Raw genomic sequence first — 21,041 nt, 5'->3', positions numbered from 1 at the left:
AGCTTGCGGAGCTTACCAATGCAAGAGTTTTCGACGGCAGGACCGACCTTGCGGGAGCATTCCGCAGCGTGAAAGGATATAATTAAGGTGAAAAACGATCTTCGTCAGAATATTGCAGCAATAATTTCAGCAGCGGCTTCGGGAGCGGTTTTCCTGATACTTCTTTTTATGCTTGAATGGTCGGTGTTTATCGATATCCCCGTGGCAATGGGAACATACGCAGGTCTGTATCTTTTGACAAAGCCCAAGCGAAGGATAGGAAGCATAGATATCGAGCTTATCGAAAACGGAGCAGAGCTTGAGCAGAAGCTGCTTGAAGCAAAAGAGGACTATGAAAGCATAAAAAGATCCATCGTAAAGATCGGCGATATGCAGGTGAAAAACGAGGCTGAAAAGCTTTCGGAGACCTCCGGGGCGATAATAGAATATCTTGAAAATAATCCTGATAAGATACGCCGGGCAAGGCAGTTTATCGATTATTATCAGGACTGCGCTTCAAAGCTGCTTTCAAAGTATATCGGTCTGCAGGACGCAAATATCGAAACTGCGGAAATAATAAAGCTTAAACAGGATACCCGAAGTGCACTTGCCACTTTAAACAAAGCGTTCAGCGGACAGTTTGAAAAGCTTATGCGGGGCGAGCTTACCGATATGCAGGCGGAGATAGAGCTTCTGGAGCAAACTGTGAAAATGGAGATGGACAAATGAAAGCAAAACTCATCGGCGCTGTTATTTTGATCGTTGTAATAGCCTGCGGGGCAGGATATTATTTCTACGGAAAATCCACCGATGTCACCGTAATAAACGGCTACCTCGGCGGCGAAAAGATAGGCGTTATGGAGGATAAGCAGATAGCGGATATCCTGGCAAAAAAGTATCACATCGCCTTTGAATATTCCCGTGCAGGCTCCCTGGATATGGTCACGGCAGACCAGTCGGGCAGGAATTATCTTTTCCCCTCCAGCAGAACGGCTCTTGAGTATTACAAGGAGCAGCACGGGGAGCCTGTTTCCGATGAGATAATTTTTAATACTCCCATAGTGCTTTATTCCCACAAAGCCGTTGCCGAAGCGCTGATGACGGACGGAACGGTCACTCTGTCCGAGGGCGTGTATTATGCGGATATGAAAAAGCTTACGGATAAGATAACAAGCGGAATGACATGGGCGGAGGCAGGTCTGCCCGAGCTTTACGGCAATGTTTCGGTGGATACTACCGACCCTGTCCGCTCAAATTCGGGCAATATGTTTGCGGCGCTTCTTGCAAACGTGCTGTGCGGCGGAAAAACTGCGGACGAGGAAAGCGTTAAAGAAATAATGCCGCAGCTTAAAGCTGTTTTTGCAGGTCTCGGATATATGGAGACCTCGTCCTCCGACCTGTTCAATCAGTTTATCCGAACGGGAATTGGCGCAAAGCCAATAATTGCGGGCTATGAAAATCAGCTGCTTGAGTATGCGGCGGAAAATCCCGGGCAGTATGAAAAGCTTGCGGAGGATATGGTAATAATATACCCCACGCCTACAATATGGTCGACCCATATTTATATAGCTCTCGATGAAACAGGAAAGCAGGGCGCAGCGGCGCTTTGCGATGAAAAAATACAGCAGCTTGCCTGGGAAAAGCACGGCTTCCGCACAAGCGGCTGCGATATTTCATCTGAGGGCGGCGAAGGAAAGGTAACGGGCATTGCCCCCGAGCTGAGCGCAGTAATGAATATGCCCGATTACAAGGTAATGAAGCTCATAATGGAAGAATTGGAGGACTGACCTATGTCTGAAATAAGTCTGGCGACACTATCAAAGTCAAAAAATATCACAGTAACGGAGGATACTTCTCTTTCGGTACAGAGTGAAAGCACTCAGCTTGAGCTTACACCCGAAGAAAGAGCAAAAATTTCCGAAATAAAGGAAAGCATCGATCTTACCGACCCCGGTACAACGGTGCAGTTCGGTATCGGCGCACAGCGCAGGCTGACGGAATTTACGGATTCCATACTGGATAATGTCCGCTCAAAGGACGGAGGACAGGTAGGCGAGCTGCTGTCAGATCTTGTGGTCGAGGTAAACAGCCTTGACCCCTCATCGCTCACAAATGACAGCGGGATCCTGTCAAAGCTGCCGGGGGTGAAAAATGCCGTCAAAGGTCTGAAAAAGCTTGTGGAGAGGTATAACAAGGCGGAGGTGCAGATAGACAAAATAGAAGCCGCTCTTGAAAAAGCAAGAATGGATATGCTCAAGGATATAAGCGTATTTGATATAATGTACAAGCAGAACCTTGACTGCTTCCGGGAGCTGGGACTGTACATTCAGGCAGGAAAAGAGCGTGTTGAGGAGATAAGAACGGAAACTATCCCGAAGCTGAGAGCCGAGGCGCAGACAAGCGGCGACCCTATGGATGCGCAGCTTGTACGGGATTTTGAGGACGAGGTGGACAGGTTTGAAAAGAAGATATACGACCTTGAGCTGAGCCGCACCATAGCCGTTCAGACCGCGCCCCAGATAAAGCTGATACAGAATAATGACCGAGTGCTTGTGGATAAGATACAGACCGCTGTGCTCAATACTATCCCCGTCTGGAAGAGCCAGTTCGTTATTGCAATGGGGCTTAACAACCAGCAGAGAGTGCTGAAAATGCAGCGCGAGATAACGGATACCACCAATAAAATGCTGCTGAAAAATTCCGAACTGCTGAAAACAAATACTGTGGAGACCGCAAAGGAATCCAACCGCGGAATTGTTGATATCGAAACTCTGCAAAAGGTAAATCAGAACCTTATCAGCACGATCGAGGAGACCATTCAGATACAGAAGGAAGGCAGGCAGCAGCGTGCGGAAGCCGAAAAGGCTCTCGGCAGGATAGAAGATGACCTGAAAAACAAGCTTGTGGAAATAATGGACAGACGATAACAGAACGCCATAAAAATACTGTCTCTCAGAAAGTTTTTTTCTGAGAGACAGTATATTTTTTTAGTATTCGATACGCCGGCGGCAAATCTTCCGATTGTCACAAACGCCCTTACATCGCGGCTTCCAAAAGCTGCGTCTGCTGTATTTCTGCTGCAGTTTTATCACTTTTCCCGCTTTTCGAGAAGCTCCGGCGGCAGATACTGAACAAGCGCCGCCTCAAGCTTTGAGGGCACGATGGGCTTTTCGATAAAGTCCGAAAATCCCGCATTAAGATATCTTTCCCTTGCGCCGGACATTACATTAGCCGTAAGAGCGATAACGGGGATATGGGCAGCGCTTCCGCCCATTCTGCGAAGCCTGTCCAGGGTCTCCACACCGTCCATACCGGGCATAACGTGGTCGAGAAGGATAAGATCATAGTGATTTTCGGAAACCTTCTTTAAGCATTCCTCGCCGCTTGAAGCAGTATCGGGCTTGATGCCTGTGCGTTTGAGAAGGTGAGTAACAAGAGTAAGATTGAAGGAGGTATCATCGACTGCAAGCACCTTTGCAGAGGGCGCATAAGGTATCTCGTCGGGCTTTTCGTTCTCAAGCCGCTTTTTTCTGGCGCTTTCGAAGCTGCCTGCGGGGCGGCTGTCAATTACCTTCTGGGGGAGAACGAAGGAGAAGGACGAGCCCTGACCGTAAACGCTGTCAACGTCCAGCTTGCTGCCCATCTGTTCAAGCAGGCGGACGACGATGCTCATACCAAGACCTGTTCCCTCGATGTTGCGGTTGCGTTTTTCCTCAAGGCGCTCGAAGGCGGTGAAGAGCCTGCTCATATCCTCTTTACGCATACCGATGCCTGTGTCCTCGACCTTGACGCGCAGCCCTGTCATACCCTCTTCCTCTGCCCCGACGCAGTCAACTGTGAAGGTAACGCTGCCCTTTTCGGTGTATTTTACGGCATTGGTAAGAATATTTATGATTATCTGCTTTATTCTCAGCTCATCGCCGTAAAGACGCGAGGGAATGTCCTCGGCGATATTCACGTTGAATTTCAGATTTTTTTCCTTTACCTTTATGGAGATTATGCTGCAAATATCATCGAGCATAGCGCTTGAGCTGTACTCAACGGGGATTATCTCCATCTTGCCTGCCTCTATCTTGGAGTAATCGAGGATATCGTTGATAATGCTCAGGAGCATTCTTCCCGCGCTTCTGATGTTGTAGGCATACTGCCTGATATGTTCCTCCGAGCTTTCCCGCAGTATCATTTCGTCCATACCGAGAACAGCGTTGATGGGAGTGCGTATCTCGTGAGACATATTCGAGATGAATACGGTCTTTGCCTTGTTGATATTGTCAAGCTCCTTGTTTTTCTCTTCAACGGCGGCAATGATGTTTTCCTGATGAAGAAGGCGGAGCATATCTTCATTGATATCCTGTACCGTATAAACGAAAATGGGGTTTTCGCGGCTGAAATCCTTCATACGGCTGAAGCTGAGCCGTACCCAGATGTATTCTCCCTGCATATTCTGCATCTGTATCTCCATGCGGAAGAGCTTTTCCTTCTCAAGCCTTTCTATGATATTCTCGGGGTCGGAAGCGGAAAGGAACATACTCTTGTCATTGGGCATGAACATATTTGCTATCATATATCTCCACCGTGAGTATTTTATGTCCAGATAGTCCTGTCTGTCGGCGTTTATCTCGGTGGTGGCGGAATTGCGGCAGGTGTCCTTTTTCAGGTCAACGATCATAGAGAAGAGATAATTTTCCTGAATGGTGTCCATCTTCATTTTCTCAAGCCTGTCGGAGTCGTGGCCTTCCGTGTTTTCCATAAAATATATGGTGTTTTCGTTTTCGGCAGTTCTGACAACGCGGTAGATGAAGCTTTTTAGTCCGTTTCGTGAAGGCATCGTCACATTTCCGGTGAAGCTGTCGCGCTTAAAAAGGGATTCGTCCACGAATGCATCGTAATTTTTATTGTTCTGGACCTCGCCCGAGCTTATCTGCTGGAAAATGCCCTTGTAAAGATCGGTCAGAGTGCCCGACGGACCCACAGCGGCTTTGAAATCCTCGTCTGCGAAAAGCTCCTCATATGTATCGGCAGCCGCGTCAACAAGATAGGCTGCGGAGCAATTGAAAAATATTGCCTGAGAAATGCGCCTTAGCGTCTGTTCTTTATCTGCAGTGTTCATACCGCTCCCTCCCCTTTACGACAAAAATGAACTGCATTTATTAAAGTATATCAAATCCAAGATTATTTGTCAATATTACCCGAATTTTTTTACAAATAGCCCCGATTTTTTTACAATAAAGTAAATTTTTCTGAGCTTTTTCAAGCAAGAGAGCAGCAGCTGCCCGATTAGAGCCGTATATTGACAAAATACGGTAAAAATGTTATTATTAAGACAATTCATAATGTATAAATGATCCCGGGGGTTGGTTTTTCTGACGAAAACCATAAAACTCTCACGAAAGGATGGTCAAAAATAATGAACAGGAAAAAACGATATGCAGGTATCATTTCATCAATAATAAGCGTGTCGGTGATAATGAACGCTATGGCGCCGCTTGCGTGTGCGGAAGAAGGATACGGTCTCTCCGACCCGATAGTTTCCTATGAAAGCGAAATGCCGCCCGCCGAGGAAAGCGGTATAGGGGAGGCTTATACCGAAAGATTTGATACCGTTCCGTCCTCCATAACCGCGTCTGTGCAGAACAGGAATATGGTTTGCGGCACAATACAGCAGATATCTGTGACCTCAGACACAGTGCAGTCTCCCGCCTGCACATTCAGCTCAAACGCTCCTTCTGTGGCGTCGGTGTCCGATGAGGGCATTATTGCGGCATGGAGCGAGGGTACAGCGGTAATAACCTGCAAAAGCGTTGCGGGCAGCGCTCAGGCGTCTGTAACAGTCAGCGTCATATCCGCCGAGCCTGTATCCGTATCGCCCGCAGCAGTCCTTGACGGAGCGGGAAGCAGCAATATTTCCGCAAATAACTATGCTGTATGGAGCCGTCCCGTAAACTCATATCTTTCCGAAAACAGCGACGGCACATTTACAAGAGCGGAATATACAGGCGGCTCTGTTATCATCGAACAATACTCCAAAGCCAATGCTCTTCTGAGCAGCAAAAAAATAAGCTGCGAGCTTCCCATATTCGGAGGAGCCTTCAGCGGAAAGAACTATAACTTCATTGTTTTCGGCAGCAATAATGCAAGTGACAGCGATGATACGGAGGTAATGAGGGTCGTAAAGTACAGCAAGAGCTGGCAGAGGCTTTCGTCATATTCCGTATACGGAGCAAATACCTACAGTCCCTTCAGCGCAGGCTCTCTGAGAATGGACGAAGCAGGCAGCCGTCTTTACATACATACCTGCCACGAAATGTATAAAACCTCCGACGGGTATCATCATCAGGCGAATATGACCTTTGTCATCGACCAGAACACAATGACCGAGGAGCAGTCCTGGTATGGCATAATGAATGCGTCCTACGGCTATGTGAGCCATTCCTTCAATCAGTTTGTGAAAACAGACGGAAAGAATGTGTACAGAGTGGACCACGGCGACTACTATCCGAGAGCGGTCTATTTGTCAAAATGCGCAGTGGGCGGAAGTATAACCGGTGTATCATACGGCAATATCCTTACCATCAAGGAAGCGTCGGGATATCATTATAATTATACAGGCGTTTCCGTAGGCGGACTGGAGCTTTCCACCCACAACTGCATGATCGCAGGCAATTCCATTGACCAGAGCGAGTCAAGCGGCGTATCTGTTATGGGTCAGAGAAATATATTTGTCATCTCCGTCAAAAAGGATATGTCGGGAAAGAAAACGACCTGGCTCACAAACTATGGCGAAAATGCAAATATAACCGTTCGCACTCCCCAGCTTGTAAAGCTCACCGATGAGCATTTCCTTGTAATGTGGGAAGAGGTGAACAACAGCACAGGGGTCAAGAACGTAAATATTGCCGCCATTGACAGCAGCGGAGATCTCATTTCCAAGGAAACCTCTGATAAATATGCCCTGTCCGACTGCCAGCCCATAACCACGTCCTACGGCACGGTAAAATGGTACGCTTCCGAGCAGACTCCCTATATGTACGAATACGCTCCCTTTGCTCCCGACCCCGCAGAGGCATTTGTGGAAAGACTTTACGTTGATCTTTTAGGGCGTTCCTCCGACCCCAAGGGCAAGGCAAACCACGTAAGCAGCATTAAATCGGGCAGATCCGCCTGCGACGTGGCAAAGGGCTTTGTGCTCAGCACCGAGCTTGCAAACAAAAAGCTTACAAATAAAGAGTTTGTAACAAGAATGTACAAGACATTTCTTAACAGAACTCCCGATGCGGGAGGACTTGCCAGATGGACAGCTGCCCTTGACAACGGCTGCTCCTACGGCTATGTGCTCCAGGGCTTCGGAAAATCTGCAGAGTTTACAAGGCTCTGCGCAAGCTATGGTATTACAAGAGGCTCATACACCTCTCCCGAGTACCGCGACAAGAACGAAAAGCTCACAGCTTATGTAAGCAGACTGTACACAGTAGCGCTGGGCAGAAAGTACGACATCAAGGGACTTAATAACCACACAGGCAGATATATCAACGGAACAAAGACCGCTGAAGAAATAGCCTACTCCTTCGTCTTCTCCGCCGAGTTCAAGAACAAGAAGCTCACTGATGAGCAGTTTGTAGATTGTATGTACAACTCCCTCTTCGGCAGAACTGCCGACGCAGGCGGAAAGAGCAGATGGCTTACCAAGATGAAGAATGGTATGACCAGAGAGCAGGTATTCAAGGGCTTTGCTTCTTCTGCGGAATTTAAGAATATGGTGGCTAAGTTCGGACTTTGATCGATAATCTCTTTCCCAATATGAAAAAACACACTTGCAAATATTTTGCGGGTGTGTTTTTTTTTTTTTTGGAAATTATGAACTTTACATACAATTCATAATAATTAAGATAGTTTGTAACAAAATATGTCTGTATTGTGATATAATGGTTAATAGATATCATTTGTCGGAATATACAAATTTGAGGTGGAAATTATGAAAGGGAAGAAAATTTTAGGCGCAGTGCCCGCTGTTCTGGCGCTGTGTATGGCAATGGCGCCTTCTGCCTGGGCGGAAGATGTTGTTACGATCGATGCAGCTCATTTTCCTGATACGAAGTTCAAAACTTATGTAAGGTCTTATGATGACGATGAAAGCGGCGGACTGTCTCAGGAAGAGCTCGAAGGTGTAACAATAATAAATATTTCCGGCAGTAATGGCAATCCAAACGGTTATACAAGCCTTAAGGGTATTGAGTATTTTACAAATCTGGTATATCTGGATTGTTCGTATAATGAGATAACAGAACTTGATGTCAGCAAAAATACCGCTTTGGAAACGTTGGACTGCGACAACAATCAGCTCACAAGCATTGATGTGAGCAAGAATACGGCTTTGATTAGTTTAAACTGCGCTTCCAATCAGATCAGAAGCATTGATGTGACCAACAATACTGCTTTGGAATCGCTTTGGTTTTACAGCAATCAGCTCACAAGCCTTAATATTGGCAAGAATACAGAATTGGGAGATCTGTATTGCTACAACAATCAGCTTTCAAGCCTTGACGTAAGCGGCTGTACTGCCTTAAAATATTTGGATTGTTCGTATAATGAGATAACAGAACTTGATGTCAGCAAAAATACAGCTTTGACAACCTTGAAATGCTTCCACAATCAAATGGAAAGTCTTAATGTAAGCGGCTGTACAAAGCTGGAGTATCTTTATTGTGGATATATTTATTATAATAGTGATGGTAATGTAGAATCTAATGAAACCAACCGGATAACCAAACTTGATATAAGCAAGAATACGGCTTTGAAGAAGTTATTTTGTTGCGGTAATCAGCTTACAAGCCTTGATGTTAGCAAGAATACGTTTTTGACATATATGTCTTGCTCCGGTAATAAGCTCACAAGCCTTGACGTAAGCGGCTGTACTGCCTTAAAATATCTGTATTGCTACACCAACAAGTTTACAAGTCTTGATGTAAGCGGTTGTTCTGCTTTGGAAGAGATAAGATGCTACGATAATCAGCTCACAAGCCTTGGTGTAAACGGCTGTTCTGCTTTGAAAGAGATAAGATGCTACGATAATCAGCTCACAAGCCTTGGTTTAAGCGGCTGTTCTGAATTGGAAGAACTATACTGTCAAAACAACAAGTTAACAAAGCTTGATGTAAGCAAGAATACGGCTTTGAATTGGCTGACTTGCTCTGAAAATCAGCTTACAAGCCTTGATGTAAGAAATAATACTGTTTTGCAATCTTTATTTTGCGATGGCAATAAGCTTACAAGTCTTGATGTAAGCAATAATACTTATTTGGGATGCCTGAGCTGCTCCTACAATAAGCTTACAAGCCTTGATGTAACCAATAATACCTATTTGAGACAATTGTCCTGCTCCTCCAATCATCTCACAAGTCTTGATTTAAGCCATAATTATAATTTGGGATTGGTTTCCTGGGGCGACAACGTCTATTCGATAAGCATCAAAAATGGCAGCTATCCCCTCAGTGATCTACCCGGAAACTTTGACCCTGAAATGGCTTATGGTTGGCAAGGCGCTACATATGACAGCGATACAAACTCGCTGAAAGATTTTACACGTAATACGGTAACTTATTACTATGACGAAGGACAATATAGATTTTCTGACGGTATCCCTTTCACCTTGAAAGTAACAAATTATGTAGACCCCGTTTCTGATTTCGTAGAGCGCCTCTACGTAAATCTCCTTGGACGAGCTTCCGACCCCAGGGGCAAGGCAAACCACGTAAACAGCCTAAAATCGGGCAGATCCGCCTGCGATGTTGCAAAGAACTTTGTTCTGAGCACCGAGCTTGCAAACAAGAAGCTTTCCAATAAGGAATTTGTAACGAGAATGTACAAGACCATGCTTGACAGAAACCCCGACCCCACAGGACTTGCCAGATGGACAGCTGCCCTTGACAATGGCTGTTCTTACGGCTATGTGCTCCAGGGCTTCGGAAAATCAGCAGAGTTTACAAGGCTCTGCGAAAGCTACGGCGTGACCAGAGGCAGCTACACCTCCCCCGAGTACCGCGACCGCAACGAAAAGCTCACAGCTTACGTAAGCAGACTGTACACAGTAGCTCTCGGCAGAAAGTACGACATCAAGGGACTTAATAACCACACAGGCAGATACATCAACGGCACAAAGACCGCCGAGGAAATTGCATATTCCTTCGTTTTCTCCACCGAGTTCAAGAACAAGAAGCTCACCGATGAGCAGTTTGTTGACTGTATGTATAACTCCCTCTTCGGCAGAACTGCCGACGCAGGCGGAAAGAGCAGATGGCTTACCAAGATGAAGAACGGTATGACCAGAGAGCAGGTATTCAAGGGCTTTGCTTCTTCTGCCGAGTTTAAGAATATGGTAGCTAAGTTCGGATTGTAATTGTTCCGAGGTTTCGACAAACGGCAATTGAGCAAATATCCAAATAAAACCTCTGTCCGTTCTGCGGTTTTGCGCAGGACGGGCAGAGGTTTTATACTAATTCTAAATCGTTCTATAGACAAAGCCGACAGATAGAATAAGTCCAGTCTAGGAAAGCGACCGCAGGCGGGCTTGCCGCCCGGCAAGGGAGCTTGACGACGAATGGGCTTATTCTAGCCGAGGATTTGTCTATAGGTTGATTGAGAATTAGTATTAGTATTAGTTATAGCTTAGCTGTAAGCTCCTCAGCGATATTCATAGCCTTCTCATTTACCGCTCTGTAATTTTCCAGAAGCTTGTCGATATCTTCGGAAATGATCTCCCAGTTTCCGTCTCTTGCGGCGAACTCGTGAGTGCGGGCTTCCTCGGAAAGGGAGACTGCGCCGATGTTCAGAGAGGTACTTTTTAAGGAATGGGCAACTATGCGGTAGTTGTCGATATCCCTGCTGTCATAATAATCGCGGAGCTTCTGTATCCTCTCCTCAAATTCCTCGCAGTAGGTCTGCAGGATTATCATATAAAGCTCCTCGCTGTCTCCGCAGTATGTCATTGCAACGCTGCGGTCGATAAGCTCCGCCTTATCTTCCTCAGCCTTGTCCATAGCGCCTGCCGCCTCTTCGGGGGCGCTTTCCTCTGTGATATGTACAAGCTCGGGCGGAAGAAGCTTTAGGAGCATTTTCTCAAGGCTGTTTCCTGAGATCGGCTTGGGCAGATAGTCCTCAAAGCCGTATTCCACGTACATATCCCTTGCACCTGAAACCGCATTGGCAGTGAGGGCTACAACGGGCATTCCGGGAGCCAGGTTTTCCTCCCTGATCTTTTTCAGCGTTTCCACGCCGTCCATTTCTGGCATCATATGGTCAAGGAGCAGAACATCGTACTTATTTGCTCTCAGACGGTTTAAGCACTGGGCTCCGCTTGAAGCGCAGTCCACCTGTATGCCTGTGGGCTTTAAAAGTCCCTCCGCCACAAGCAGGTTTGACCTGTTGTCATCGGTAATAAGGACGCGGGCTTCGGGAGCGGTGAAGCTCTCGCGGTATTTTCTGCGGTCGGGGGCGGTTTCGGCAAGGGTGCAGAAATCTCCCGAAGGCTCTGCGCTGATAATCTTCTGCGGCAGCTTTATTATAAATTCCGAGCCTTCGCCGTAAACGCTCTCCACCTCTATGGTGCCGTTCATCATCGACACAAGCCTGGACGTGATGGAAAGACCCAGACCTGTTCCCTCGATGTTCCTGTTTTTGACCTGGTCCACACGGGTAAATCCGCAGAACAGCTTTTTCCTGTCCTCTTCCTTAATGCCCCTTCCTGTGTCCTTTACCGAAAGAATGAGCATTATGCTGTCCTCGGGCAGCCTTTCAAAGCCTGCGGTAAGGGTAACAGTGCCCGAGTCGGTGTATTTTACGGCGTTAGTCATAATATTTGTGAGTATCTGCCTGATACGCACCTCGTCACCGAAAAGGCAGCAGGGAATTTCGGGGTCGGCGTTTATTTTAAGCTCAAGCCCCTTTTCCTCAAAGCGCCTGTTCAGCATATTCACAGTATCGTTTACCACCGATGTGATCTGATATCTTACGGGAACTATCTCCATCTTGCCCGACTCTATCTTTGAGAAATCCAGGATATCGTTGATAAGGGACAAAAGCAGCTTTCCCGAGGTCTCAACGTTGCAGGCGTAGTTTTTGATGCTTTCTTTCTCGGCTTCACGGAGGATAAGCTCGTTCATTCCCAGAACGGAATTGAGGGGCGTGCGTATCTCGTGGGACATATTTGACAGAAAGTCCGATTTGCTCTTTGTGGCAGCTCTTGCCTCATCGCACTTGTCCTCGACTATCTTCAGAAGGTCGTCAAGACTGCGCTCCTGTTCTCTGTTTCGGCGGTCGCGGAGCTCAACGAATTTTACAACGTTCCGGCACATCCACTGCACTCCCATTACCGTCAGAGCGCAGGCAACGTATTCAAGGGGCTTGGCGGCTCTGGGAAATCCCATAAAGCAGGGTATTCCGAAGACTATGAATACGACTGTCATAAGGATACTTTGCATCCGCATAAAGCCCGAATCCATATACATGAGCATTATTGCGCACTGCAGAGCCATAGTGCAGAAGAATATGGTGGTGCTGCTGAAAATGCACCCCAGCAGTACGGCGATGAGCATAAAGGAAACGCTCTGTAATATCTGATAGGACAGCTTTTTTATCCTTTTCTGGAGAAATACCAGTGTCAGAAATACCCCCAGCAGGAAAAAACCGCTTGCTGTGCGTATGGGGAAGGTCGCCGACTTAATTATCGCCGCCGAGATAATAACTATTATTGCTCCGATAAAGAAGAAAAACAAGCCGTTTTTGCTGCCACGGTTAAAATCTTCATTCATTTATTCTCCCCCCTTCTTTTTCCTTCGGAAATGTTAATCCCTTTGGAACTACAAATTTCAAGCCTTTGCGGATCATCTCTGCCTCAAGGAACGAGATACCGCTCTGCAGCTCGCCGTCAAAATTCAGCATAAAGGGAGAGCCGTCTGTACGGCGGATGCTGAACCGTTCAAATTCTCCGCAGCGGCATATCTTACGTGTGTAGTCCAGATCACGCTTGATAAGGGCGCTCATCATTTTTATTTCTTCTGCGGTATTAAGCTTCGGGGCGTTCAGATAGCCGCCTATGCCGTCAAAAACATTGTTCGAGTCCGAAATATACAGATTGCCGCCGAAGAAGTTGCCGTTTCCGAAGATGGTCTCGGCAGTTATGTCCGAGATCATTTCCCCGTCTATCTCAATATCGTAGCTGAGCTGCTTTGCAAGGAGTATGGAGTGGATTATCGCTGCATTGTAGGGCAGGTTGTCGTTAAATATCTGCAGGGTGCGGTAATTGTCCGTAAACATAACCGTATTTGAGTCAAGACCCAATGAAACGGTGTTCAGAGCGTAGCCGCAGTTGGTCTTTATGTAGTCCACATTGATAACGTCGCCGTTTATCAGCTCTTCGATATTTTTAAAACGCTCTGCCTCTGTGCCGAACACTTTGAGAAAGTCGTTGGTCATTCCGCAGGGGAAGAACGCCACCTCCGCTTCGGAAAGGTCGTCAAAGCCACAGAGCATATTGCGCATGGTTCCCGAGCCGCCGCAGCAGTAAAAGCGCAGCTTCTCCCCCTGGAAAAAATGCAGCACCTTGCCCACCAGCGTTTTCTCATAGCCTGCACATCTGGTATTGAATACGTAATAATTCAGTCCGTTTATCCGGCTGAGCCTGTCACGCAGGTCGTCTGCAAGACTGCTCTGCCCCGAGTAGGGATTGATTATGAAAATGTGAGTCACAGAATATCTCCCCTAAATTTATATTTGGCAGGCTGAGCCTGCAGCCACTCGGCGCGGTAACGACACAAATAAGCAGCCCCCAAAAAAAAGTATTATTTGTACGTATTCCGACGTTTTCCGGCATAGGCGGCAGAAACGGGAGAGCTGTTTCTCCCGTTATAACGGCTGTCAGTCAAGCTCAACCGTCATTATCCTGCCGAGATAGGTATCAAAGTTAATGCCGTTTTCCGTTGCGGCAACATACTGCAAAGTCCTGGGACCCGAGGCGCGGATGTAAACGCAGGCTTTTTCATATACCACGTTCAGCCTGCACTTCTTCTTCATCACCTGACCGATAGGCAGGGTGTTGGTGACAGCCTCAGCCAGGGGTGTGTAGAATATCTCGAAGGTGTCCTCATCAGCGTCGGTGAAGTTGTACCACACGTTATAATCGGGCTTGCCCGAAAGGGTCATAGGCGCATTTTCATCGGAAAGAATATTGAATAAGCCACGCTTGTTAGATCCTATGAAATACTTGAAGGGAATTTCCTCTTCCTTTGCGCTGAGAGCCTTGCGCTCGATAACGCCGCCCTTGCGGCACATTATGAGTCCGAATGCCACTCCCGTTTTGCCTGTGGGACGCTCAAGGCTGCCGCGGTGGGGGTCTATGCCTCTGCTTTCCATAAGCCTGCACGCTTCCTCCGTACCCAGCGGCGGATAGAGAACAAACTCAAATTCCCTGTCGGTATGAAGCGCATTGCGGAGCTTGTCAGCCCCCTCGGCAAATTTCTCTCTGAAAAGCTCTGTTACCAGCTTGTTTTTGCAGGAATTTCCTGCCAGCATAATGTTCACCCTGTCGGGAACCGACGCATTTGCGGCAGTATAGGCAAGGCTCATTGAGGAGAAGAAATTGTCGATGCCCTTGCTGATATTGTCTCTGATTATGCCGATAAGCTTTTCTGCGGATACCTCAAGCTCAAATCGTGGGATAAGCTCGCCGTTCCTGTCAAAAAGGTCAACGCAGATGATGCCCCGCTGAAACTCGTCAGCAAAGCTCTCGGTGCCCTCCCAGACGGGACGGAGATGCTCCATCATATGGCGCATATTGGCTTCTGCTTCCTTTGAGCGCGCCACCACTGCCGCAGAGCCTGCAAAATCGGGACAGCGGGCAGGCAGGGTGAAGGTTATGCCCTTTTCGGCTATCTTATCGTAATTATCGCGGAAAACGGTGACGGAAAGAAGCTCAAGAAGGTTTTCGCCGCCAAGATATCTGTCTCCTCCCGCGCCGTAATTTTCAATGGTGTAGTCGAATTTGCGCTTTTCCGACGTTCTGCACACGCCGAAGTCGAAATCCGCCGTGCCGCCGCCGAAATCGAATATGCCGTAGTGAAATTCCTCGCCCTCTTCGGGAAATACGCCGTATTCTTTAAGCGCGCATACCGCATATGCCGCAGGCTCGCTTACCGAGCCGTCCACGCGGAAATCCGCCATAACTTCCTCATTACCGAGAATTGACGGGGGCAGAGACTTCATAAGTCCCCGCTCAAAGGAAGCGGTTATCCGCTCACGGACGGACTTTTCAAAGGTAACGGGGAAGGAAAGGTAATAGTCAAGGAATATGCCGTTTCGCATATTGTTTATATACAGACCGATGTAGTAAGCATACAGCTCGATGGGGTCAAAATCCGCAGCCTCACCGCTCATATACGGCGGCAGGAGATATTCTCCCCCCGAGCGGTCGCATATCCTGAGAGGGTAGCTGCCCTCGCCTGCCCACTGCTTCAAGTCGCAGAAGAAGGAGTAATAATCCCTGCTGGCGCTGCTTTTCATATCCGAGTAGGCAGTGTGGGATATGGGCAGGTCCTCCCAGAGAGTCTCGGGTCTGCCGCTGCGGGAATAGTATTTTGCAAGGAATGACGCCATATCCGCAAATTCCATTACGGTGGGGTTTTCGTAATGCTCCGCCCTGCCTGCGTCTGCGAGCCTGCCTGTGCCTATCGCCATGGGCAGGGTATGCTCGGAGGATTTCTGATATACCACAACGGTGCTCTTTGTGCCGAAGTCAATGGCGATTATGCCGTCTCTGTCCACGTCCGAAAGGGGGTCTCTGGCAATGAGCGGCTCGGATATCTCAATGGCATAGGGGGGCTCCCCGCTGTCATTGCTCCACAGCTCCCAATGTCCTCTGTTGGGGTCGGAAAGGAGCTTTTCATCATAGGGGTCGATGTCCGAACGGCGCTTTTCGCAGCTTAGCAGGCTTATTTTCAAAGCCTTGGAAAAGTCCTCGTCCGCCTTTATCCTTGTGACCGCAAGGAGAGTGTCCATAGAAAAGTCAAGTCCGTTAACGCTGCCTATGAAGGTGCCTGCAGCGATATCTGCAGAGAGCTTTTCGCAGTCAAAGAATATATGACCCTCGGAAGAGAGCCCCATATATCCTCTGTCCGATCTATAAAGCCTTATCAGGTCGAAAAAGCTGTCCTCCTCGGCAGGAGTAAGTCCTGCGGGCACAAGCTCCTTGTCCAGCAGCACCATGATAAGCTCCTCGCCCGAAAGGGGAAGTCCGTTTTTTCTGGTAAAGCGCAGGGAGGGGATACATACAGCCTCGTGATGATTAGCGGTATTAAAGCCGTAAACGGTGCCGTCAGAGGTATCATACGCCTTGGTAAGCCCGCCGTCCTTGAAAGCAAAAAGCTTTCCCGAAAATTTCGACAGCTTCTCGACTCCCGAAGCTCTCAGCTCGGGGAGAGTCATCAGATTACCGTCAAAGCCCTCGAAGCTTTTAATGAATTTCGTCTCGGCAAAGGAGAAGAAAACATTCTGCTTTGACGGCTCGAACGTGTCAAGATCGGGAAATATCCCGCTCACAGCGGTATTGAACCAAACGCTGCGGTTGGATATCTTCACCCACAGTTCTCCCAGAAGGGAGAGAAGCTTTTTGATAAGCGGATCGAAAAGTCTGACCTGAGCCTCAACGGTCTGGGGAATACGGCTGATCACCGCATTTGCGATATAGTCCCTGTCGGTGGGGATAAGACTTATCTTTTTGGTATCCACGGTAATTCACGCCTTTCGTTATAGGGTAACAACAGCCTTTCTGATGACCTTGCCGTTTGCGGCGGCTATACAGCCCTGAAGCAGAACGGTCTTTATCCTGCCCTGCTTGGCGGTGTCGGTATTGTGATGAAGCTCTTCGTTAAATTCGTCTCCCGCCTTGACCTCGGTAAGCTTGTACACGGGGCGGGTAAAGGTGGAATTATAGCAGGAGAGCAGATATGCATACAGCTCGCAGAGAACGGCAATGTCCGACTTTGCTTCCTCGTATCTGTTTATGGCAAGCTGCTCGGTGTAGTCTCTGAGGCTCTTTAAATTCTCGGGGAGAACGCCGCAGAGAAATATCCCGCTGAGGGTATTGTTTTTGAATATCCCGCTCATTACCCGTGCGGAGCTTTCTGACAGGGTCTTGTATTTTTCAAAAAGGGATATCTGCATTGCGTAGGAGCTGCAATAGCTGTTAAGAGTCTCCTTGCAGCGCTTGAGCTGAGAGGTAAGCTCTGCGTTTTCGCTCTGGAGCCTGCCTGTTTCAAGCTCTAAAAGGGCTATTTTTCGGGAAAGAGAGGCATTTTCCGCGCTGAGAGCGGTGGTGTCGGACCCGGGAAAAAGCTCGGTCTGTCCCTCAAGCCTGTCCTCCTCCGCCTTTCCTGCGATAAGCTCCACAAGCTCTGCCTTTATCCTTTCGTCGCAAAGGGCTTCGGTAAATATTTCGTATAGCTTCTGCGGTTTCATAGCAGTATGTTCTCCTGTTTATTTAAATTGATTGTTTTCCTTGTCATATTCGTATCCCACGGCTCTGAGCCTGTTTTCAAGCTCTTCGGGGGATATTTCCGCATCATCGCAGAGAGCCTCAAGAGAGGGATAGCAGTCCCTGAGCTTCATATTCACAACGCTCAGGAGCATTATAGGGTCATGGGGTAGTTGTATGCTCATTATGTGACCTTCTCCTTATTTTTATGATACTACTATATATTATACTCCATTTTCTGACTTTCTGCAAGGGGAAATGGGTATTTCATTATTTCTTTCTGCATGGGGTGAAGCGGTCCGGTTTCAAACCTCTTTGCCCGCCGACAGCCTTTCTCCTCCCGGGAGCAGGAAAGCCTGCTCGTAACCCACGTTCAGAGCCTCTGCAATAGCCATCATCTCGTCAAAGGAGACCGTTCCCCTTTTCAGCTTCTTATTGAAATTCTGGGGCGACTGTCCGATACGTCTGCATAGCTCCGCCAGGCTGATATTTTCCTTTTCGCACAGCTGTCTTACCATATCCGATGTAGTCATAGTCCACCTCCGATCATATATTTTAATTATAAACCATTTGGTTTACGGGCACAACACGCTCATAGAATTATTTACAAAAAGTTAATACTAATAACCAATTGTTCTATGGATAAAGACGGTGGATAGAATACGACAAATCAAGGAAAACGACCGCAGGCGGGCTGTCGCCCGGCAAGGGAGTTTGACGCAGAGTTGGCGTATTATAGCCGCCGTATTTTGTCCATAGGTTAATTGGTTATTAGTATAAATATATCCCGAGGCTCTTTCCATGTGTATGCATAAAAAACGTTTCGCAGGCAAGCGGCTGTGTTCTGTCTGCCGTCCTTGTCTGCGAAACGATGAGATCCCGGTATAAATGCCCGTCAATAATACATTATAACAGGCGTGCCTCTCTCGACCAGCTCGTAAAGAGTTTTTACTTCGTCCTTTTTCATATTGATGCAGCCGTGGGAGCCGTTGGTGAGATAGATGTTTCCGCCGTAAGCCGAACGGCTGAGGTCGTGGAAGCCGATGCCCTCGAAGCTCACTCTCATAAAGTAAGCGCATTTTGCGGTGTAGGAGCCGTCGGCGGCTCTCATAGTGTAGTTGGTGCTCTTGGTGTAAACGCTGTAAACGCCCTCGGGAGTTTTGCGCTTGGGGTCGCTCGCCTTGCCCGAAACTATCTGTCCCGTCTCGAATTTCAACTCGCCGTTCTGATAATACCACATATGCTGGGCGGAAAGGTCAACTTCGATGTATGTATCGCCTATGTCGCCCTCAGCCGATCGAGCGGAGTCAAAGCCGCGGTAGGTATATCCCGTTTCAAGGGTCACATACTCGGGCTCAACAGTGACAGACTCGCCCTTTTCTATGTACTCAAGGAGCTTTTCCACAGTCTTTTCCCTGTCCGTCCACCAGCCGTACTGACCTGTGGAATATCTGCCCTGGCTCATGGTGATGGTGCCGCGGTTAGTGGTCTCGAATTTTCTGGCGGTCATAAAGGTGTCATACTTTTCCGCAAGGGAGTCCACGTATTTTTCCACCTTGCTTCTGTTGATAGTGCCGCCGTCCTCCATCCATTCGTAGACCATGGCGCCTGTCAGCTCCTCGGTGGCATAGCCGAAATCGTAGGTTATCACATAGTTGAATTTATTGTTGAGATCGTCAAGATCTACCTTCAGGTCGGAGGCAAATATCTTGGGGTCCTCATAGCAGCCGCCTTCCTCAAGGTCAACTGTAAAATTGCCCTTTGCGGCTTCCGAGAGAACATATTCCGCAAGCTTTGCTTCATCGGGCTTGTCGCCGTAGACCTCGTCCTTGATGTAGTAACCGTTTTCACCGTGAACAAGTCTTGCGTCCTCGGTGGGAACGCTTCCCCAGGAGGTGCGGGTAAGAAGTCTTTTCAGCTTCTTTTCGTCATAGGAGGGCTTTGCCTTTGTTTCGTAATAGGACTCGTTAAAATAGGAAAACAGCCAGCCGCTGTGGCTTACGCTGCGGTATATCTCGCCGATCTCCCCGAAAACATCATAGGTATAATCAAAATCCGAAGGGCTGAACACCTTTTCATCGCCGTTTCGCTCAATGACCGTAACGCCTGTGGGAACGCACTCTGCCTGTACCAGAGCCGCCGCCTCGGAAATGTTCTTCTTGCTGACATCAACGCCGTTTATGTATGTGTTCGGGAGAAACCTTCCCATCGAAGCCGCCCAGCCGCCGAAATATACTGCCGCAAGAGCAGCAGCGGCAGCTACCGAGGCGATGATGATGATCTTTTTCTTGTGCCGGGACTTTGCCTTTGCAGCCGCTTCCTTCTTTCCGGCAATAGCTGCGGAAATAAGACTTGCGGTCTCGCTGTCTATGCTGTAGTCGTCTGTGTCGGCAGACTGATTTTTCTCTTTTATATCTTCCATTTCTTTCGGTTCCTTTTCAGATATTTTTATATAACGATACTATTTTATCATAGCATTATTTCAGCTTGTTGTCAATAGAAAATTATACATATATACGATCATACGCCGTATATCTGCGAATATTATATTTTTTCATTTCTCCCGGCGGCTGTGCAGTGCTGTATCCCATCAAAATATGTCGTTTTTCAGCTAAACATATTACGCAGACTATTGACAAACATTACAAAATACGATAAAATAATCTTAACGAAATATTTATGCGGTCACGGAGGTACATCGGTATGAGATACAAGATACTTGTTAACGGCGGCAGTTCGGCATTGCTCAGAGATTTTTTTGTAAATTCCACCGGCTTTACTTGTATGAGCACGTCTGGATACTGGACAGATCTCAGCGCACATTATGAAATGTTCAAGCCCGATGCGTATGTGTGCATTGCGGAATATGCCGATGTACAGCTTATGTCACAGATAAAGCGGCTGAAGACTCATGAGGAATACGGCAGCGTCCCTGTTGTCGTGATAACGAACGAGGACTGCTTTGAGATGTATTCCGCCGAAAACGAGAACGAGAAGCTCATCGACCTTATCCTTTCAAGACCCATCACCATTTCTGCCATATGCGATAAAATAAACCGCCTGTTCCGTAATATCGAGGAAGAAAAGGAACGTATCGCCAGGGAACAGGAACGTCTTGCCAAGGAACAGGAAGAGGCGGACCGCAGAGCGACAGAAGAGCTTGAAAAGAAGTCTCTCGCGGAAAAGAAGCATATCCTCATCGTGGATGATGACAAGAATGTTTTAAAGCTTCTTAAATCCGCCCTTGAGGACAGATATGACGTTACGGCAATAATAAGCGGAAGAATGGCGCTTAAATTCCTTGACAGCAAGACTCCCGACCTCATTTTCCTCGATTACCAGATGCCCGTGGAGACAGGTCCCGAGGTTTTCAGGAGGATAAAAAAGCTTGACAGTGCAAAGGATATCCCCGTTGTATTCCTCACAGGCATTGCAGACCGCGAAAAGATCACCGAGGTGCTGTCCCTCAAGCCCCAGGGATACCTGCTCAAGCCCATAGATATGGAAAGAGTAAACGAGACTATCAGAACACTGCTGGGCTGAG

Annotated in this window: 14 protein-coding genes; 6 read left to right on the top strand and 8 right to left on the bottom strand. The window is 47.8% G+C overall.

The window, feature by feature from the left end; all coding sequences use genetic code 11:
• Positions 1 to 87: 87 nt before the first annotated feature.
• The 3 genes from ACI4J0_RS07165 to ACI4J0_RS07155 are packed head-to-tail and all read left to right on the top strand — an operon-like array spanning position 88 to position 2,906.
• Positions 88 to 708, top strand: coding sequence for a 5-bromo-4-chloroindolyl phosphate hydrolysis family protein (locus ACI4J0_RS07165; protein WP_439765132.1), 621 nt, complete (start codon positions 88 to 90; stop codon positions 706 to 708).
• On the top strand, positions 705 to 1,766 hold the full coding sequence (locus ACI4J0_RS07160) for a hypothetical protein (protein ID WP_439765131.1): 1,062 nt from the start codon (positions 705 to 707) through the stop codon (positions 1,764 to 1,766). The genes ACI4J0_RS07165 and ACI4J0_RS07160 overlap by 4 nt, the downstream gene beginning before the upstream one ends.
• 3 nt (positions 1,767 to 1,769) lie before the next feature.
• Positions 1,770 to 2,906: a toxic anion resistance protein gene (locus ACI4J0_RS07155; RefSeq protein WP_439765130.1), complete on the top strand. Its 1,137-nt coding sequence runs from the start codon at positions 1,770 to 1,772 to the stop codon at positions 2,904 to 2,906.
• 161 nt (positions 2,907 to 3,067) lie between these two features.
• Here ACI4J0_RS07155 and ACI4J0_RS07150 read toward each other — a convergent pair whose 3' ends face one another.
• The gene (locus ACI4J0_RS07150) at positions 3,068 to 5,089 is read right to left on the bottom strand and encodes a response regulator (protein ID WP_439765129.1); all 2,022 of its coding nucleotides are present in this window, start codon (positions 5,087 to 5,089) and stop codon (positions 3,068 to 3,070) included.
• 297 nt (positions 5,090 to 5,386) lie between these two features.
• Here ACI4J0_RS07150 and ACI4J0_RS07145 point away from each other — a divergent pair, with 297 nt between their 5' ends.
• Positions 5,387 to 7,756 carry a DUF4214 domain-containing protein gene (locus ACI4J0_RS07145; RefSeq protein ID WP_439765128.1) on the top strand — a complete coding sequence of 790 codons (2,370 nt, stop codon included), beginning with the start codon at positions 5,387 to 5,389 and terminating at the stop codon, positions 7,754 to 7,756.
• A gap of 195 nt (positions 7,757 to 7,951) precedes the next feature.
• Positions 7,952 to 10,372, top strand: a complete 2,421-nt coding sequence (locus ACI4J0_RS07140; RefSeq protein WP_439765127.1) for a DUF4214 domain-containing protein — start codon at positions 7,952 to 7,954, stop codon at positions 10,370 to 10,372.
• A gap of 262 nt (positions 10,373 to 10,634) precedes the next feature.
• On the opposite strand, the gene ACI4J0_RS07135 is transcribed toward ACI4J0_RS07140, so the two are convergent.
• From ACI4J0_RS07135 to ACI4J0_RS07105, 7 genes are all read right to left on the bottom strand, one after another.
• Entirely contained in the window at positions 10,635 to 12,782 is a 2,148-nt protein-coding gene (locus tag ACI4J0_RS07135) for an ATP-binding protein (protein WP_439765126.1), read from the bottom strand.
• Positions 12,775 to 13,719: a diacylglycerol/lipid kinase family protein gene (locus ACI4J0_RS07130; RefSeq protein ID WP_439765125.1), complete on the bottom strand. Its 945-nt coding sequence runs from the start codon at positions 13,717 to 13,719 to the stop codon at positions 12,775 to 12,777. The genes ACI4J0_RS07135 and ACI4J0_RS07130 overlap by 8 nt, the downstream gene beginning before the upstream one ends.
• A gap of 168 nt (positions 13,720 to 13,887) precedes the next feature.
• Entirely contained in the window at positions 13,888 to 16,752 is a 2,865-nt protein-coding gene (locus ACI4J0_RS07125) for a hypothetical protein (RefSeq protein WP_439765124.1), read from the bottom strand.
• An 18-nt stretch (positions 16,753 to 16,770) separates the two neighbouring features.
• A complete protein-coding gene (locus ACI4J0_RS07120; protein ID WP_439765123.1) occupies positions 16,771 to 17,481 on the bottom strand; it encodes a hypothetical protein in 711 nt (236 codons plus the stop codon).
• Between the two features lie 18 nt (positions 17,482 to 17,499).
• Positions 17,500 to 17,682, bottom strand: a complete 183-nt coding sequence (locus tag ACI4J0_RS07115; protein WP_439765122.1) for a DUF4250 domain-containing protein — start codon at positions 17,680 to 17,682, stop codon at positions 17,500 to 17,502.
• A gap of 120 nt (positions 17,683 to 17,802) precedes the next feature.
• The gene (locus ACI4J0_RS07110; RefSeq protein WP_439765121.1) at positions 17,803 to 18,030 is read right to left on the bottom strand and encodes a helix-turn-helix domain-containing protein; all 228 of its coding nucleotides are present in this window, start codon (positions 18,028 to 18,030) and stop codon (positions 17,803 to 17,805) included.
• A gap of 362 nt (positions 18,031 to 18,392) precedes the next feature.
• Complete coding sequence (locus ACI4J0_RS07105) at positions 18,393 to 19,919, bottom strand: L,D-transpeptidase family protein (protein ID WP_439765120.1); 1,527 nt, start codon at positions 19,917 to 19,919, stop codon at positions 18,393 to 18,395.
• Positions 19,920 to 20,200: 281 nt separating this feature from the next.
• Here ACI4J0_RS07105 and ACI4J0_RS07100 point away from each other — a divergent pair, with 281 nt between their 5' ends.
• Positions 20,201 to 21,040 carry a response regulator gene (locus ACI4J0_RS07100; RefSeq protein ID WP_439765119.1) on the top strand — a complete coding sequence of 280 codons (840 nt, stop codon included), beginning with the start codon at positions 20,201 to 20,203 and terminating at the stop codon, positions 21,038 to 21,040.
• Position 21,041 lies beyond the last annotated feature (1 nt).

Origin of the sequence: Huintestinicola sp., assembly GCF_051882455.1 — a bacterium.
Lineage (GTDB): Bacteria > Bacillota > Clostridia > Oscillospirales > Ruminococcaceae > Huintestinicola.
Note: the sequence above shows the minus strand (reverse complement) of the source record. Positions and strands in the feature narration are given on the sequence as shown.